15 protein-coding genes are annotated in these 15,334 nt (G+C 74.1%); 8 read left to right on the top strand and 7 right to left on the bottom strand.

Annotated features, from left to right (window positions below):
* Positions 1–124 precede the first annotated feature (124 nt).
* Together PV796_RS06465 and PV796_RS06470 are read left to right on the top strand one after the other, a co-directional pair.
* On the top strand, positions 125–889 hold the full coding sequence (locus PV796_RS06465; RefSeq protein WP_446750677.1) for an HAD family hydrolase: 765 nt from the start codon (positions 125–127) through the stop codon (positions 887–889).
* Positions 886–3,291, top strand: a complete 2,406-nt coding sequence (locus tag PV796_RS06470; RefSeq protein WP_274911949.1) for a glycoside hydrolase family 65 protein — start codon at positions 886–888, stop codon at positions 3,289–3,291. Before PV796_RS06465 ends, PV796_RS06470 begins: the two co-directional genes overlap by 4 nt.
* Before the next feature lie 52 nt (positions 3,292–3,343).
* Here the strand turns inward: PV796_RS06470 and PV796_RS06475 are convergent, their stop codons facing one another.
* A complete protein-coding gene (locus tag PV796_RS06475) occupies positions 3,344–4,813 on the bottom strand; it encodes an APC family permease (protein ID WP_274911950.1) in 1,470 nt (489 codons plus the stop codon).
* Between the two features lie 136 nt (positions 4,814–4,949).
* Complete coding sequence (locus tag PV796_RS06480) at positions 4,950–5,576, bottom strand: YigZ family protein (RefSeq protein ID WP_274911951.1); 627 nt, start codon at positions 5,574–5,576, stop codon at positions 4,950–4,952.
* Between the two features lie 237 nt (positions 5,577–5,813).
* Here PV796_RS06480 and PV796_RS06485 point away from each other — a divergent pair, with 237 nt between their 5' ends.
* Positions 5,814–6,578 (top strand): type VII secretion system-associated protein, encoded by a 765-nt coding sequence (locus PV796_RS06485; protein WP_274911952.1) that lies wholly within the window; start codon positions 5,814–5,816, stop codon positions 6,576–6,578.
* A 136-nt stretch (positions 6,579–6,714) separates the two neighbouring features.
* Positions 6,715–7,539 carry a sugar nucleotide-binding protein gene (locus PV796_RS06490; protein ID WP_274911953.1) on the top strand — a complete coding sequence of 275 codons (825 nt, stop codon included), beginning with the start codon at positions 6,715–6,717 and terminating at the stop codon, positions 7,537–7,539.
* A gap of 54 nt (positions 7,540–7,593) precedes the next feature.
* Here PV796_RS06490 and PV796_RS06495 read toward each other — a convergent pair whose 3' ends face one another.
* Positions 7,594–8,982 carry an MFS transporter gene (locus tag PV796_RS06495; protein ID WP_274911954.1) on the bottom strand — a complete coding sequence of 463 codons (1,389 nt, stop codon included), beginning with the start codon at positions 8,980–8,982 and terminating at the stop codon, positions 7,594–7,596.
* A 203-nt stretch (positions 8,983–9,185) separates the two neighbouring features.
* Here PV796_RS06495 and PV796_RS06500 point away from each other — a divergent pair, with 203 nt between their 5' ends.
* Genes PV796_RS06500 through PV796_RS06510 form a run of 3 tightly spaced genes read left to right on the top strand, consistent with a single transcriptional unit; the run spans position 9,186 to position 11,058 of the window.
* The gene (locus PV796_RS06500; protein WP_274911955.1) at positions 9,186–10,064 is read left to right on the top strand and encodes a helix-turn-helix domain-containing protein; all 879 of its coding nucleotides are present in this window, start codon (positions 9,186–9,188) and stop codon (positions 10,062–10,064) included.
* Between the two features lie 50 nt (positions 10,065–10,114).
* Positions 10,115–10,522 carry a CoA-binding protein gene (locus PV796_RS06505; protein ID WP_274911956.1) on the top strand — a complete coding sequence of 136 codons (408 nt, stop codon included), beginning with the start codon at positions 10,115–10,117 and terminating at the stop codon, positions 10,520–10,522.
* A 26-nt stretch (positions 10,523–10,548) separates the two neighbouring features.
* On the top strand, positions 10,549–11,058 hold the full coding sequence (locus tag PV796_RS06510) for a GNAT family N-acetyltransferase (RefSeq protein WP_274911957.1): 510 nt from the start codon (positions 10,549–10,551) through the stop codon (positions 11,056–11,058).
* Positions 11,059–11,075: 17 nt separating this feature from the next.
* Here the strand turns inward: PV796_RS06510 and PV796_RS06515 are convergent, their stop codons facing one another.
* Both PV796_RS06515 and PV796_RS06520 read right to left on the bottom strand, forming a co-directional pair.
* Positions 11,076–11,633 carry a YbaK/EbsC family protein gene (locus tag PV796_RS06515; RefSeq protein WP_274911958.1) on the bottom strand — a complete coding sequence of 186 codons (558 nt, stop codon included), beginning with the start codon at positions 11,631–11,633 and terminating at the stop codon, positions 11,076–11,078.
* 60 nt (positions 11,634–11,693) lie between these two features.
* Complete coding sequence (locus PV796_RS06520; protein ID WP_274911959.1) at positions 11,694–12,437, bottom strand: acyltransferase; 744 nt, start codon at positions 12,435–12,437, stop codon at positions 11,694–11,696.
* 144 nt (positions 12,438–12,581) lie between these two features.
* Here PV796_RS06520 and PV796_RS06525 point away from each other — a divergent pair, with 144 nt between their 5' ends.
* Positions 12,582–13,157 (top strand): gamma carbonic anhydrase family protein, encoded by a 576-nt coding sequence (locus PV796_RS06525; RefSeq protein WP_274911960.1) that lies wholly within the window; start codon positions 12,582–12,584, stop codon positions 13,155–13,157.
* 79 nt (positions 13,158–13,236) lie between these two features.
* Here PV796_RS06525 and PV796_RS06530 read toward each other — a convergent pair whose 3' ends face one another.
* Both PV796_RS06530 and PV796_RS06535 read right to left on the bottom strand, forming a co-directional pair.
* Positions 13,237–14,001, bottom strand: coding sequence for an enoyl-CoA hydratase/isomerase family protein (locus tag PV796_RS06530; RefSeq protein WP_274911961.1), 765 nt, complete (start codon positions 13,999–14,001; stop codon positions 13,237–13,239).
* A 51-nt stretch (positions 14,002–14,052) separates the two neighbouring features.
* Positions 14,053–14,961, bottom strand: a complete 909-nt coding sequence (locus PV796_RS06535) for a cytochrome P450 (RefSeq protein WP_342456956.1) — start codon at positions 14,959–14,961, stop codon at positions 14,053–14,055.
* Positions 14,962–15,334: the final 373 nt, after the last annotated feature.

The raw sequence follows: 15,334 nt of genomic DNA on the forward strand, positions 1-15,334 counted from the left end.
CCATCGTGAGCCCGGTCCCCCGGGGCACGCCAGGGCCCGGGGACCGGGCACGAGCGGCCCCGCCCCGGATGTCGTGGTGCCATGGAGGGACGAGTCCGATCGGGGGATGCCGAAGGGATCCGTCATGGCCGAGGCGTCGCCGCTGGCCACCTGTCTCCGCCCGGTGCGGGCCGTGGTCCTCGACACCGACGGCGTGCTCGTCGACTCCGCGCGGCTGCACGCCGCGGCCTGGCGGGAGGCGTTCGACGCCTGTCTGGCGGCGGTGGGCGGGCAGCGCCCCTTCGACCCGGTGGACGACTACCTCCGGCACGTCGACGGCCGGTCCCGGCTGGACGGCGCGGCCGCGTTCCTCGCCTCCCGAGGGGTGCAGCTGCCGCCCGGTTCCCCCAAGGACGCGCCGGGCACCGGCAGCGTGGCGGCGGTCGCGGCCCGTAAGGAGGAGGTTTTCACCGCGCTGCTGCGGGAGCGGGGGGCGGAGGTCTGGCCGGGCAGCGTGCGGCTGTTGCACGCGCTGCGCGACGAGGGCGTGGCGTGCGCCGCGGTGTCGGCGTCCCGGCACGCCGCCGAGCTGCTCCAACGGGCGGGCCTGCGCGGCCTGTTGGGCGCGGTGGTGGACGGCAACGAGGCGGCGCGGCTGGGGCTGCCGGGCAAGCCGGACCCGGCGCTGTTCGTCGAGGCGGCCCGGCGGCTGGGCGTACCGCCCGGGGACGCGGCGGTGGTGGAGGACGCGCTGGCCGGCGTGGCGGCGGGTCGGCGCGGCGGCTTCGGCCTGGTCGTCGGCGTCGACCGGAGCGGCACCGGCGGGCACGCGGCGGAGCTGCACCGCCGCGGCGCCGACCTGGTGGTCGCCGACCTCGCCGAGTTGCTGGTGCCCGGGGCGGCCCGATGACGGCGCGGGCCTGGACGTGGACGTACGAGGGGTACGACCCCGAGGACGAGCGACTGCGGGAGGCGCTGTGCACGCTCGGCAACGGCCGGTTCGCCACCCGCGGCGCCGCCCCCGAGACCCCGCGCGGCCCCGCCCACTACCCGGGCACCTACGCGGCCGGCGTCTACGACCGGCTGACCTCCACCGTCGCCGGCCGCGCGGTGGAGAACGAGGACCTGGTCAACCTCCCCGACTGGCTGCCGCTGCGCTACCGCATCCGCCCCGACGACGCCCCGGCGCCCGGCCCGTGGCTCTCCCCCGACCACCCGCAACTGACCGACCACCGCCGGACCCTGGACCTGCGCCGCGGCACCCTGACCCGCTGGTCGTCCTACGAGGACGCGCAGGGGCGGCGGCTGACCGTGACCGAGCGCCGGCTGGTGCACATGTCGGAGCCCGATCTCGCCGTGCAGCGCGCGGTGTTCACCGCCGAGGGCTGGTCCGGGCAGGTGGAGGTCGCGGCCGGGCTGGACGGCGACATCCGCAACCGCGGGGTGGCGCGCTACCGCGACCTGGCCGATGCCCATCTGACCGACTGGGAGACCGGCGGCGAGGGCGACGGGGTGTTCTGGCTGCGCTGCCGCACCCTCACCTCCGGCATCAGCGTCGCGCTGGCCGCCCGCACCCACGTCGCGCCGCGCGGCGGCACCGCCCGCACCCGGGTCGCGGACCGCCGGGTCTGGCGGCTGCACACCGTCCCGGTCCGGCCGGGCGCCCCGGCCACCGTCGACAAGACGGTGGCGCTGCACACCTCCCAGGACCTGGCCCGCACCGCGCCGGTGCCCGGCGCGCTGGCGGCGATCCGTCGGGCGCCGGCGGTGCCCCGGCTGCTGGCCTCGCACCACCGAGCCTGGCAACACCTGTGGCACCGGGTGCGGTGGGACGTTCCGGGCGAGGCGGGCCGGATCCTGCGGCTGCACGTCTTCCACGTGTTGCAGACCCTCTCCCCGCACACCGCGCGGCTGGACGTGGGGGTGCCGGCGCGCGGGCTGCACGGCGAGGCGTACCGGGGGCACGTCTTCTGGGACGAGCTGTTCGTGCTGCCGTTCTTGAACCTGCACTTCCCGAAGGTGTCGCGGGCGCTGCTGTCCTACCGCCACCGGCGGCTGCCGGCGGCCCGCCGGGCGGCGCTGGAGGCGGGCCGGGCGGGCGCGATGTACCCGTGGCAGAGCGGCAGTGACGGCCGCGAGGAGACCCAGCTCCTGCACCTCAATCCGCGCTCGGGCCGCTGGCTGCCGGACCACTCGCACCTCCAGCACCACGTCGGCTCGGCGATCGCCTACAACGTGTGGCAGTTCTGGCAGGCCACCGGCGACACCGGGTTCCTGCACACCAAGGGCGCGGAGATGCTGCTGGAGATCGCCCGCTTCTGGGCGTCGAGCGCGGACTGGGACCCGGGGTTGGGCCGCTACCGGATCCGCGGGGTGGTCGGCCCCGACGAGTACCACGACGGCTATCCGGGGGCGGACCGGCCGGGCCTGGACGACAACGCCTACACCAACGTCACCGCCGCCTGGGTGCTGTCCCGGGCCCTGGAGCTGTGCCGGACGCTGCCGGAGGCGCGCCGGCGGCCGCTGTTCGAGCGGCTGGAGCTCTCGCACGACGAGCGGCAGCACTGGGACGACCTCGCGCACCGGCTGTACGTCCCGCACCATCGGGGCGTGATCAGCCAGTTCGCCGGCTACGAGCGGCTCGCCGAGCTCGACTGGGCGGGCTACCGCGCCCGTTACGGCGACATCCGGCGGCTGGACCGCATCCTGGAGGCGGAGGGCGACACCGTCAACCGCTACCAGGCGTCCAAACAGGCCGACGTGCTGATGCTCGGCTACCTCTTCTCCCCCACCGAACTGGCCGCCCTCTTCGAGCAGTTGGGCTACCGACTCGACGACGAGACCTGGCGGGCGACCGTCGACCACTACCTGGAACGCACCAGTCACGGCTCGACGCTCAGCGCCGTGGTCCATGCCTGGGTGCTGGCGCGGGTCCGCCGGGACGATGCCTGGGGCTACTGCGCGGAGGCGCTGACCGGCGACATCGCGGACGTCCAGGGCGGCACCACGGCGGAGGGCATCCACCTGGGGGCGATGGCCGGCACCCTGGATTTCGTGCAGCGCGGGATGACCGGACTGGAGACCCGGGCCCGCGCCCTGTGGTTGGACCCGGCACCGCTCCCCCAACTGTCCAAGTTCGGCGTGCGGATCCGCTACCGCCGGCACCGGGACATCGACCTGCGGATCCGCACCCACCGGGTCGGGATCACCGTCCCGGAGTCGGAACAGGCGGCAATCCGCGTCCGGCTGCGCGGCCGCCCCTACACCGTGGCCCCGGGAACGACGCGCCACTTCGAGCTTCCCGATGACTGAACGGCCGGGCGACTGTGGGGCTTTGACGCCACATCGGCGCGCAACCCAGAACTCAACGCACGGGCGCGCCCTCCCCCTCCGCCGCCCCGTCCGGCTCCCCGCCCCGCAGGTACTCCTCACTGATCCGCTTCGGCCCGAACGGCCACTCCCGCTCGTAGCGGGCCCACGCCAGGAACGCCACGACACCCGCGGCGACCCAGGCCAGCGACCATTCGATGGGGTGCCGGCCGGGCGTGTTGCGGTCCGCGTAGCCGTAGATCAGCAGCCAGCCGACCAGGGCGACGAGGCTGGGCAGCGGGTAGAGCCACATCCGGTAGGGGCGGTGCAGGGTCGGTTGGCGGCGGCGCAGCACGGTGACCGCGGCGACCTGGGCCAGCGACTGCACCAGCACCATCACCGTCGTCAACAACTGGATCACGGTGGCCAGATCGGTGTGCCGGCCGAGGAGGAAGCCGGCGGCCATGATGCCGCCCATGGTCAACAGGCCCAGGACGGGGAAGCGGTGGCGCGGGTGCAGCGTCCCGTAGGGGCGGAAGAAGACCCGGTCGCGGGCGGCGTCGTGCGGGACCCGGGAGCCGCCGAGCAGTCCGGTCATCACGGAGGTGACGGCGGTGATCAGGATGAGCACGGTGATGGCGTCGGCGGCGGTCCGGCCCCAGGTGCGTTCCAGGACGGCGGAGGCGACCGAGGAGCCGGCGGTGCTGTGCGGGTCGAGCATCTCGCGCCAGTCGACGACGCCGAGCGTGCCGATCTGGAGCAGCAGGTAGATCGCCATGATGCCGGCGATGGAGAAGAGGATGGCGCGCGGCAGGGTGCGGCCGGGCTCCTTGATCTCGGCGCCCATGTAGGCGGTGGTGTTGTAGCCGAGGTAGTCGTAGAGGCCGATGGTGAGGCCGCCGGCGAACCCGATCCAGAAGTGACTGGCCGTCAAGTCCACGGCATGGGCGGGGTAGGTGAAGGCCCGCTCCGGGCTGAAGTGGGTGAACGCCGCGACGATGACCAGGCCGACGGCGGCGATCATCACCGCCCACAGCACGACGGCGAGCCGCGCGATCCGCTCCACTCGGCCCCACAGCAGCGCCACGATCCCCACCGTGACGACCAGCCCGACCGCGTCCCCCTGCCCCTGACTCATCCCGGGCCACAGATACCCCAGGTACTGCACGAAGCCGATGACGCCGGTGGACATCCCCAACGGGATGAACAACATGGCCGTCCACACGAACAGAAACGGCATCAGTTTCCCGGTGCGGTACTGGAACGCCTCCCGCAGATAGACGTAACTGCCGCCCGCGCCGGGCAGTGAGGCGCCCAACTCCGCCCACACCAGCCCGTCCGCGAGCGCCAGCACCGCGCCCGCCACGAAGCCGATGACGGCCTGCGGCCCGCCGAACGCGGTCACCATCAACGGGATGGTCACGAACGGGCCTATCCCGCACATCTGGCTCATGTTGATGGCGGTGGCCTGGAACAGTCCGATCCGGCGGGCGAATCCCACCCGCTCCCCCAGGAGGTCCGGCATGCGTGGAGTCCCTTCCCGTGCCGGCGGGCGCGCCGGTCGCGGCCCGTTCCGCCGGCCAGGCTGACACGCCACCCGCCCCCGCGCACCGGTACGGACCGAACTCGCCCCGCCCCGGCCCCCGTTAGGCGCCTCCCGGCTACGCCTCCCCGTACGCCTCGCCGCCGAGCTCCACGTGGGCCGTGCCGGCCGTGACGTCCGCCAGCCAGGCCCGGAAGCCCTCCAGGTCCGCCTCCGGCAGCCCCACCTCGATGCGCACCTCGGCCCCGTAGGTCACCCCGCGCACCGCCCGCCTGGTGGTCCGCAGGTCGTTCTCCAGCCGGCCCGCGCGCTGGTGGTCCACGGTGACGGTGGCCAGCCGGAACCGCTGCCGGGTGACCGTGCCCAGCGCGTCCAGCGCCTCGCCGACCACGCCCCCGTAGGCCCGGATCAGCCCGCCGGCGCCCAGCTTGATCCCGCCGAAGTACCGCGTGACCACGGCGACCACGTAACGCATCTCGCGCCGCACCAACATCTGGAGCATCGGCACCCCGGCCGTGCCGCCCGGTTCGCCGTCGTCGCTGGCCTTCTGGACGCCGCCGTCGGCCCCGAGGACGTACGCGAAGCAGTTGTGCCGGGCCGCCGGGTGCTCCTTGCGGATGCGCGCGATGAAGTCCTGGGCCTCCTGTTCCGTCGCGACCGGCGCGAGCGCACAGATGAAGCGGGACTTGTTGATCTCGATCTCGTGGACGCCCTCGCGGGCCAGCGTCCGGTACTGCTCCTGCATCCGCCCAGCCTATGCGGCCACCGGGCGGGGCGGGCCGGCCCCCCGGTGTCCCGTGCTCCCCGGCGCTGTCCGCCGTACGGGCGCAGGGGGCACTCCGGGGGGCGTACCCGGGCCCTCCGCACGGTGCGTCGGGGAGACGTCCGCGGGGCCCATGGGCACTGTTGGCCGCGGGCGGGCCCCGCGCCGCACGGCGGTCGGGGGCCCGCGGGACGGATCGGCGGCTCGGCGGAGGGCTCGATGGACGACAGCACACAGGCGGCGATGACGGCCGGCCCTCCGGTGACCGGCGAGGAGATGCCCACGCCGCCGCCGGAGGTCGTCGAGGCGGCCCGCGAGGCGCCGGACCACTGGCTGGCCATGGTGGACCTGACCTGGGCGGGCGACGGCGCCCCGCCACTGTGGGCGGTGATCGGCCAGTGGCGGTCCGGGTCGGACGGCGACATCGTGGAGTGGCGCGACAACCCGGAGTACCGGCCGTCGCCGCAGATGCTGGACTGGGCGGACCCCACCGACCCGGTGGACCGCGCGGTGCAGTTGGCCGCCACCGGCTACGGTCCGGACCAGGCGGTCTGCGCGGAGCTGGCGCGGGCGGAGGTCTCCGTCCTGGTCACCGCGGCCGGCACGCCGCTCGCCGCCGCCTCCCCCGAGGGCGCCCCGGTGCTCCCCGTCTACACCTGCGAGGCCCAACTGGAGTCGGCGGGCCGGCTGCTCTACGACCAGCGGCCGGCCGCCGAACTGCTCGACGAACTGCCGCCGGGCCACGCCCTGTACCTCAATCCGGCCGGCGCGGTGAGCATGCTCGTGGAGCCGGAGCCGTTGCGCGCGGCGCTGGCCGCCGCCGAGGGCGTCGGCGTGGGGCGGCGCTCCCGTAAGGCGGACGTCGCGGCGCTGCGCCCGGGGACCGGCGCCGGGACGCCCGAGCCGGTGGGCAGCGGCCGGGCGATCGGCAAGCCGGCCCGCTCGGCGAGCACCCGCGTCGTGGGCGCCGGTCGCTCCGGCTGACCGCCGCCCCCTGAACCCGCCCCGCCCGTCTTCCCCTTCGGGCGGGGCGCTTTGCTGCCGCGGGCCGGGGCGGCACGCGAAATGACGTCCGGTTCTGCCCGTTCGCCCCGGGGCCGGGCTGCCCTACCGTGCCGGCATGACGGTCTTGGTGATCGGCGGCAGCGGGTTCCTGGGGACGGAACTGGTGCGCCAGGCGACGGCGGCGGAGCGGGAGACGGTCGCGACGTTCTGTTCCCGACCCGGCCGCCTGCCCGGGGTCTCCTGGCGCCGGCTGGACCTGCGCGCCCCCGGGGACGTCGACGAGGTGCTGGGCGCGGTCGCCCCGCGGGTCGTCGTCAACGCGACGAGCGGGCAGGGCGATTGGGCGGTCACCGCCGACGGCGCGATCCGCGTGGCAGTGGCGGCGGCGCGGCGCGGTTGCCGGCTGGTCCACGTCTCCAGCGACGCCGTGTTCTCCGGCGCCCGGGTCCACTACGACGAGGGGTGCCCGCCGGATCCGGTCACGCCGTACGGCGCGGCAAAGGCGGCCGCGGAGAGCGCCGTTCGGCTGCTGCTGCCGGACGCCGTGGTGGCCCGCACCTCGTTGATCATCGGGGACGGCGGGTCCGTCCACGAGCGCCTGGTGCACACGGTGGCCGCCGGGGAGCGCGGCGGCGTGCTGTTCACCGATGAGGTCCGCTGTCCGGTGCACGTCCGGGACCTGGCCGCGGCCCTGTGGGAACTGGCCGCGTCCGAGCGCGCCGGGGTCTGCCACCTGGGCGGGGCGGACGCCCTCAGCCGGCATGAGCTCGGCGTGCTGATCGCCCGGCGCGACGGCCTCGACCCGGACCGGCTGGCCGCCGGGCGGCGCGCCGACTCCGCCTTGCCCGGTGCCCTCGACGTCCGGCTGGACGGCCGCGCCACCCGGCGGCGGCTGCGGACCCGGCTGCGCGGCGCCCGGGAGTTCCTGCGGAGCCGGTAGCCGGACCGCCGTCGAACTCTTCTCAACTCCCCGTCGACGCCTACTCGTTGGCCATCAACGCCGCGGCAGCAGCGCCCCCGCGGCCAGCGCCATCGCCGCCAACAGACCGGCGCCGCTCAGCAGGCTCTCCCGCATGCCGGTCGCGAAGTCGCCGGCGAGGAGCGCGCCGAAGACGGCGATGCTGAGCGCCCCGCCCGTCTGACGGCTGGTGTTGAGCAGCGCCGCCGCCGTGCCGGCCCGTTCGGCGGCGACGCTGTCGAGCAGCAGCGAGGTCATCGCCGGCATCGCCAGGGCGCCGCCGGCGCCCAACGGGATCATCACCAGCGCGATCGCCCAGGCCGGCGTGGTGACGCCGACGGCGCACAGCGCACCGCAGCCCGCCGCGACGATCAGCAGCCCCACCACGATGACCGCGCGCGGGCCGAAGCGGGAAACCGTCCGTGGCGAGAGGTAGTTGAGCAGCGCGGTGGCCGCCGCCATCGGCACGAACATCAGCCCGGCCGACAGCGCCGACTGGCCCCGCTGCTGCTGGAAGAAGAGGCTGAGCACGAACACCCCGCCGTAGAAGGCGGCGTTGGTGGCGAAGCCCGCGACGACCGGCACGGCGACGCCGCGCAGCCGGAACAGCCCCAGCGGCAGCATCGGCGCGCGCCGCCGCGCCTCGACGGCCACGAAACCGGCCGCGGACACCACCGCGACGCCGGCCGCGACCAGCACGGTGGCGGTGAGCCCGCGGTGCCCGCCCTCGATCACCGCGAAGGTCAGCCCGGCCAGCGCGAGCACCGCCGTCGCCTGCCCCGGCAGGTCGAACGCCGCGCGGTACCGCGGGGAGGGCGCCGTCCGCAGCAGGATCAGCCATGTGGCCACCCCTACCGGCGCGTTGAGGGCGAACACCGCGCGCCAGGTCCAGGTCGTGGTGAGCAGCCCGCCCAGGACGGGCCCGGCGGCGATGGCCACCGCGCCGCCGAGCGTCCACAGCGCGACCCCCCGCGCCCGCGCGCCCGGTTCGGGGAACGCCTGCCGGATCAGCGCCAGCGAGGCGGGCACCATCACCGCCGCCGCGCTGCCCTGGACGACGCGCGCCGCGGTCAGCGCCCCGAGCGTCGGCGCCACCCCGCAGACCAGCGAGGCGAGGGTGAAGGCGGCCAGCCCCCAGCCGTACGCGCGCCGCGCGCCCACCGCGTCCGAGAGCGCGCCGGCGGAGAGCATCAGCGCGGCGAACATCAACGTGTAGGCGTCGGCGACCCATTGCAGCCCGGCCAGCGAACCGCCCAACTCCCGCCCCACGGCGGGCAGCGCGACGTTGACACCGGAGACGTCGACGGTGATGACGAAGAATCCGAGCACGCCGGCGACCAGGGCCGCGACGACGGGACCCGACCCTTGCGGGGTCCCCGTCCCCGGCTCAACTCCCGTGCCCGCAAAGGCTCGTATCCCGTTCATCGTGCGCCGCTCCTCACCGTTGCGCCGGCCCCTGCTCCCGCCGTGCGGTGGCCCTGCCCCCACACGGCGCCTTCACACGCCGGATCCGGACAGCAGCCTGCTCGCCCGGTCCGGTGCCCACCAGACCGGGCGGTGCGGGGGAGCGCCGTGCCTGGCCCTGATACGGCCCCCCACCGCGCGCCGCGCCTTGCGACAATGGCCGGATGAGCCAAGGCACGGAGTTGGGCCGCTTCCTGCGGGCCCGCCGCGGACTGATCCGCCCGCGGGACGTGGGTCTGCCCGCCGGCACGGGCATCCGCCGCACGCCGGGGCTGCGCCGCGAGGAGTTGGCGACGCTGGCCGGCGTCAGCGTCGACTACTACACGCGGTTGGAGCGCGGCCGGGAGACCCGTCCCTCGCCCGCCGTGATCGCCGCGCTCGGCCAGGCACTCCGCCTCTCCCCCGAGGCGCTCCACCGCCTGCACGAGCTGGCCGCGCTCGCCGCGGGCCAGGCACCCCCACCGCCGGCGGACCCGGGCGGGTCGCGCACGGTCCGCGCGTCGGTGCGCGCCCTGTTGGAGACGCTGCGCCCGCACCCGGCGTGCGTCGTCGGCCGCACCAACGACCTGCTGGCCGCCAACCGCCCCGGCCTGCGGCTCTTCCCCGGCATCACGGACTGGCCGCCGGAGCGCCGCAACCTCACCCGCTACCTGTTCCTGCACCCCATGAGCCGCCGGCTCTACCCTGACTGGGAGGAGATGGCCGGGCACAGCGCGGCCCATCTGCGGGCGATGGCCGGAGCCGACCCCGACATGCCGGAACTGGCCCAGCTCGTCGGCGAACTCGTCGTCAAGAGCCCGGAGTTCGCCCGCCGGTGGGAGCGGTACGAGGTGCGGTTGCGCGGCGGCGGGCAGAAGCACTTCCACCACCCGGAGGTCGGCACGATGTGCCTGAGCTTCGAGGTGATGGAGATCTTCCGCACCGACGGCCAGCGCCTGGTCACGTACCAGGCGCCGGCGGGCACCCCGGACCACGACGCGATGGTGCTGTTGGACATGGCCAGTCCCGCCGGGAGCGCGCTGGCCGAGGAGGCCGGGCGGTAGCGGCCGCCCGCCGGGCGTACGCTGCCCCCACCATCGACGGCAGGAGGCCCATGCACGGCGACCAGGCGACGATCCGCAAGATCCTCACCGAACTCGGGGACACCTGGGCGATCGTGGGACTGTCCGCGAACCGGCAGCGCGACGCGTACCACGTCGCGGAGGTGCTCCAGGGCCACGGCAAACGGATCGTGCCGGTGCACCCCAAGGCCGAGACGGTGCACGGCGCGGCGGGCTACCCGTCCCTGGCCGACGTGCCGTTCCCGGTCGATGTCGTCGACGTGTTCGTCCGCAGCGAGTTGGCCGGGGACGTCGCCGACAAGGCGGTGGCGATCGGTGCCCGGGCGGTCTGGTTCCAGCTCGGCGTCACCGACGACGAGGCGTACCGGCGCACCCGGGCCGCCGGTCTCGACATGGTGATGGACCGCTGTCCGGCCATCGAGATTCCCCGTTTGGGCTGAGCGCCGGGTGCGCTAGCGTGCCAGCCATGATCACACCACGTGCCGCGGCCCCCGGGGACGCCGCCGAGCTGGTCCGGCTGCGCCGGCTGATGTACCTGGCGATGAACGGGCGGGACCAGCCGGGGAGTTGGGAGCGGGACGCGGAGGCGGTGGCCCGCCGGCAACTGGCCCGGCCGGACGGCCGGATGGTCGGCTTCGTGGTGGAGGCGGATGGGGACACCGCCGGCGCGGCCGGGCCCCGGCTGGCGGCGTGCGCGCTCGGCACGATCGACGAGCGGCTGCCGTCGCCGGTGCACCCGACGGGCCGGCGCGGCTTCGTGTTCAACGTCTGCACCGATCCCGGCTACCGCGGCCGGGGTTACGCCCGGGCGACCACCGAGGCGCTGCTGGGGTGGTTCGCGGAGCAGGGCATCGGCCGGGTCGACCTGCACGCCACGGACGACGCCGAGGGGCTCTACCGCAGCCTGGGGTTCACCGAGCACGCCACGCCGCTGTCGTTGGACCTGCGGCGGTGGCGCGAGGCGCGGGCCGACTGACCGGCCGGGCGGGGCGGTCAGCCGACGCCCAGCCCCTCCAGGACCGTGGCGCCGGGCAGTTCGGTCAGTGCCTTGCCGGGCACGATGAGCTTGCCGCGGCGGCTGCCGCTGCCGATCAGGGCGTAGGGGGTGTCGGCGACCGCGGCGTCCACCAACAGCGGCCAGGCCGCGGGCAGGCCGACCGGGGTGATGCCGCCGTACTCCATGCCGCTCTCGCCGACCGCGGTGTCCATCGGCGCGAACGACGCCTTGCGGGCGCCCAGATGGCGACGGACCACGCCGTTGACGTCGACGCGGGTGGTGGAGAGCACCACGCAGGCCGCGAGCGTGACCTCGCCGCCGCGCTTGCCGGCCACCACGACGCAGTTCGCGGACTGCTGGAGCAGCCACTGGCCGTAGTGGGCGACGAGGCGTTCGGTGTCCGCGATGGCCGGGTCGGTGTCGACGAAGCGGAACTCCTCGACGGGGACGGAGCCGCGCCAGGCGCGCAGCGCGGCGGCGACCGGTTCGGTCAGCAGGTCCAGGCACTCGGTGGCGGGCCGGACCACGTCGAAGGCATCCATCGGCACGGGCATGCCGCCAAGTTAGCAGTCGCCGCACGGCCGGTGGGCCGCCGGAAACGAGCGGCCGCGGCGCTACCCCTGCGCCTTCTCCCACTCCCCCAGGGCCAGCAGTTGCTCCGGGGTGACGCCCTCCGGGATGGGCACCGGCGCCGGCGTCCGTAGCGGCGGCCGCCAGCCCTCGCCGGGCTCCCAGCGGCGGACGATCCGGGCGGGCGCCCCGGCGACCACCGCGTGGTCCGGGACCTCCCCGCGGACCACCGACCCGGCCGCCACCACCACGTTCCGCCCCAGCCGGGCGCCGGGGAGGATCACCGCACCGGTCCCGATCCAACCGCCCGGCCCGATGGCGACCGGCGCGCTGCGCGGCCACTGCTTGCCGACCGGCGTCTCGGGGTCGTCGTAACTGTGGTTGGTGGTGGTGACGTAGACGCCGGGGCCGAAGAAGCAGTCGTCGCCGATGGTCAGCCGGACGTCGGCGATCACATGGCTGCCGCGGCCCAGCACCACGCCGTTGCCGAGCGTCAGGATCGGGTCCGGGCCGAGGTCCAGGTCCGGCATCATGCCGGCGGTGAGGGTGACGTCCTGGCCGATGATGCAGTGCTCGCCCACCTCGATCCAGGGGTCGCCGAAGATCGTGCCCTGCGGGAACGCCAGCCGGGTGCCGGTACCGATCCGGCGGAAGCGGTACGGGCCGGGGCGCTCGACCGTGACGGCCGCGGCCCGGCGCACCCAGTGCGCCCCGCTGTGGACGGCCCGCGACACCGCGCGGCGCCGCCAGGCCGTCAGGGACGAGAACACGTTCTTGTCTATCGGCACCCGCTCACGGTACTCAGCACGCCCGGCCGCCGACCGCGCACCGTGCTGTGATCTTCGCCCCACCCGCAACCACCCCCGCCACCCGGCCACCTGGTCGTCTACGGTGCTGGTGGCGCGGCACCCGAGAGGCGAGGAGAAGCGCAGATGGCAGAGCGGGCAGTGATCGCGGCGGTGGGCGACGAAGCGCCGGACATCGACCCCGGGGCGTACACCGCGCCCACCTCCGTCGTCGTCGGCGACGTCACGTTGGCCGCCGGTGCGAGCGTCTGGTACCACGCCGTGCTGCGCGCCGACTGCGGCCCCATCGTGCTGGGCGCCGACAGCAACATCCAGGACAACTGCACGGTGCACGTGGACCCGGGCTTCCCGGTGACGGTCGGCGAGCGGGTCTCGGTCGGTCACAACGCGGTGCTGCACGGCTGCACCGTGGAGGACGACGTGCTGGTCGGCATGGGCGCCACGGTGCTGAACGGCGCGCACATCGGCGCGGGTTCGCTGATCGCGGCCCAGGCGCTGGTACCGCAGGGGATGCGGGTGCCGCCGGGCTCGCTGGTCGCCGGCGTACCAGCCAAGGTCAAGCGCGAACTGACTGCGGAGGAGCGGGAGTCCATCAAGCTCAACGCCGCGATGTACCTGGAGCTGGTCGCCCGGCACCGTGCGGCGGTCCCGGTCGCCGGGGGTGGCGAGGACGCCGGCCGGATCGGCGGGGCCGGGGACTGACGGTCCCGCTCGTGCGGCGGTGCGGCCTGGTCAGGGCCGCACCGGCGGAGTCCGCTGTCCCCCTGCTACGGGCGGGGGTTCAGCCCCGCCGGGCCTGCTGGGCGGCGCTCAGCGCGGACGAGAGCAGCTCCGCGTCGAAGAGCGTGGCGTCCGCCAGGCGGTTGGCGTTCCCGTAGGCGTTCATCATCAGCTTGGCGGTGCGCAGCGCCGTGGGCGACCGGCGGACCAGCGGCTTGGTCCAGCGGGTCACGGCGGCGTCCAACTCACCTTCGGGGACGACGGTGTGCAGGATCGACAGCTCCGCGGCCTTCTCGGCGTCGAAGTTGGCCCCGGTGAGCATCAGTTCGCGCACCTTGGCGGCGCCGGCCTCGTGCAGCAGTCGGGGCAGGGATCCGCCCCAGGCAGGCGGCATGCCGAGGGCCAGCTCCGGCATCCGGAAGCGGCAGGTGTCCGCCCCGGCCCGCAGGTCGCAGAAGAGCGCCAGCGCCAGCCCCGCCCCGATGACCCCGCCGTGCAGCCGGGCGATGGTGACCGTGGGGACGGTGGCGAGGGCGTCGCAGACCCGGCGCGCCTTGCCCGCGAGCGTGCGCAGTTCCGCGCCGCCCGGGTCGGCGGCGAGCAGTTCACCGAACTCCCGCCGGTCGCCCCCCACACAGAAGTCGTCCCCGGCGCCGGAGAGCACCATCACGCGTATGTGGGGGTCGTCGTGCAACGTGCCCAGTACGGCCAGGAGTTCGTCCAAGAGCAGTCCGGAAACCGCGTTCCCGGCCTCCGGATCGTTCAACTCCACTCTCACCACCGGCCCCTCGGTGAGCACTCTGAGGGCTTTGAAGTCTTTCATCACGGTGTGCTGTCTTCCTCGTTTCCCACCCGCCTGCGGCGGCCCGACATTCCATCACGTTCCGACGACCTGAAGCTCCACGATCCGTCGGAACCCCACCCGCGGCGCATACACCGGCGGCGCGGCGACCTGCAGGCCGGGCATGCGGCGCAGCAGTGCGGACAGCAGCGTGTTGGCCTCCAGGCGGGCCAGGGGCGCGCCGAGGCAGTAGTGAATGCCGCCGCTGAAGCTGAGGTGGCTCGCCTTGCGCCGGACGTCGAAGACCTCAGGGTCGGCGAAGTGCGCGGGGTCGTGGTTGGCGACGCCGACCATCAGGTGGACCATCCGGTCCTTCTCGATGTGCGTGCCACCGATGGTGAGGTCCTCGGGAGCGATCCGGCTGATGATGTGGTTCGGGGAGTCGTACCGCAGGACCTCCTCCACGGCATCGGGTATGTGCTCCTCATGAGCGCGCAACCAACCGAGTTGGCGTGGGTGCTCCAGCAGCAGCCACACCATGCTGGACAGCAAGGTCGCTGTGGTCTCCGGGGCGGCCAGGAACACCAGGAGTGCCAGCAGGTACACGGTCTCGTCGACCGCCTCCCGGTCGGCTTCGAGCTCGTCCCAAGTGCGCAACCACTTCGAGACCGGGTCGTCACCGGGGAACTTCCGACGCTCCTGCACCAATGCCCGGAAGTAGGACTCCAATTGCACTGTGGCGGCATCGGAAAGCGCGAGTTGACTCGAAGTGGGCAGCAATTCCTGTGTGAATACCTGGTCGTGGGCCAGCGCCAGGAGCAACGGGTAGTCGCTCGACGGCAATTGCAGCCATTCCCCGATGGAGCACATCGGGAGCTCCTCACTCACCAGCGAGCTGAAATCCACCGGGCCGTCACGCAGTTTCTCGGCAAGCTGGTCGAGAAGGCGCTCGGCATGCACCTCGATGGAATGCGTGATGCTACCCACGCATTTCCGGTCGAACATGTTGCCCAACGACCGCCGCATCCGGGTGTGATGGGGCGGGTTGAGTGCCGGCAGAGTACGCCCCATCTCACTGGACGAGGGCGAACCCCAGCGGGTACCACCCCCCTGACGTGCCCGCCAGGCACTGTCGGGGACCCGCCACGCCCGGTCCCGGAGGATGCGGTCACAGAGGTCGTAGGAGTTGATCAGGTACCCGCCCCAGGGGGCTGGAACGACATCGCCCATGGCCCTGAGTTCAGAGTAGATGGGCAATGGATTTGATTGTCCGCTCGCCTTCCGCAAACGCGAGAAGAGCGAAACCACCGCACGCCGGTCAACGGTCCGAGAGGCCAGGGCGGGCTCCACAGCAACTCCCTTTCAGAAGATCATGTAG

The organism is Streptomyces sp. WZ-12, from assembly GCF_028898845.1.
Taxonomy (GTDB): domain Bacteria; phylum Actinomycetota; class Actinomycetes; order Streptomycetales; family Streptomycetaceae; genus Streptomyces.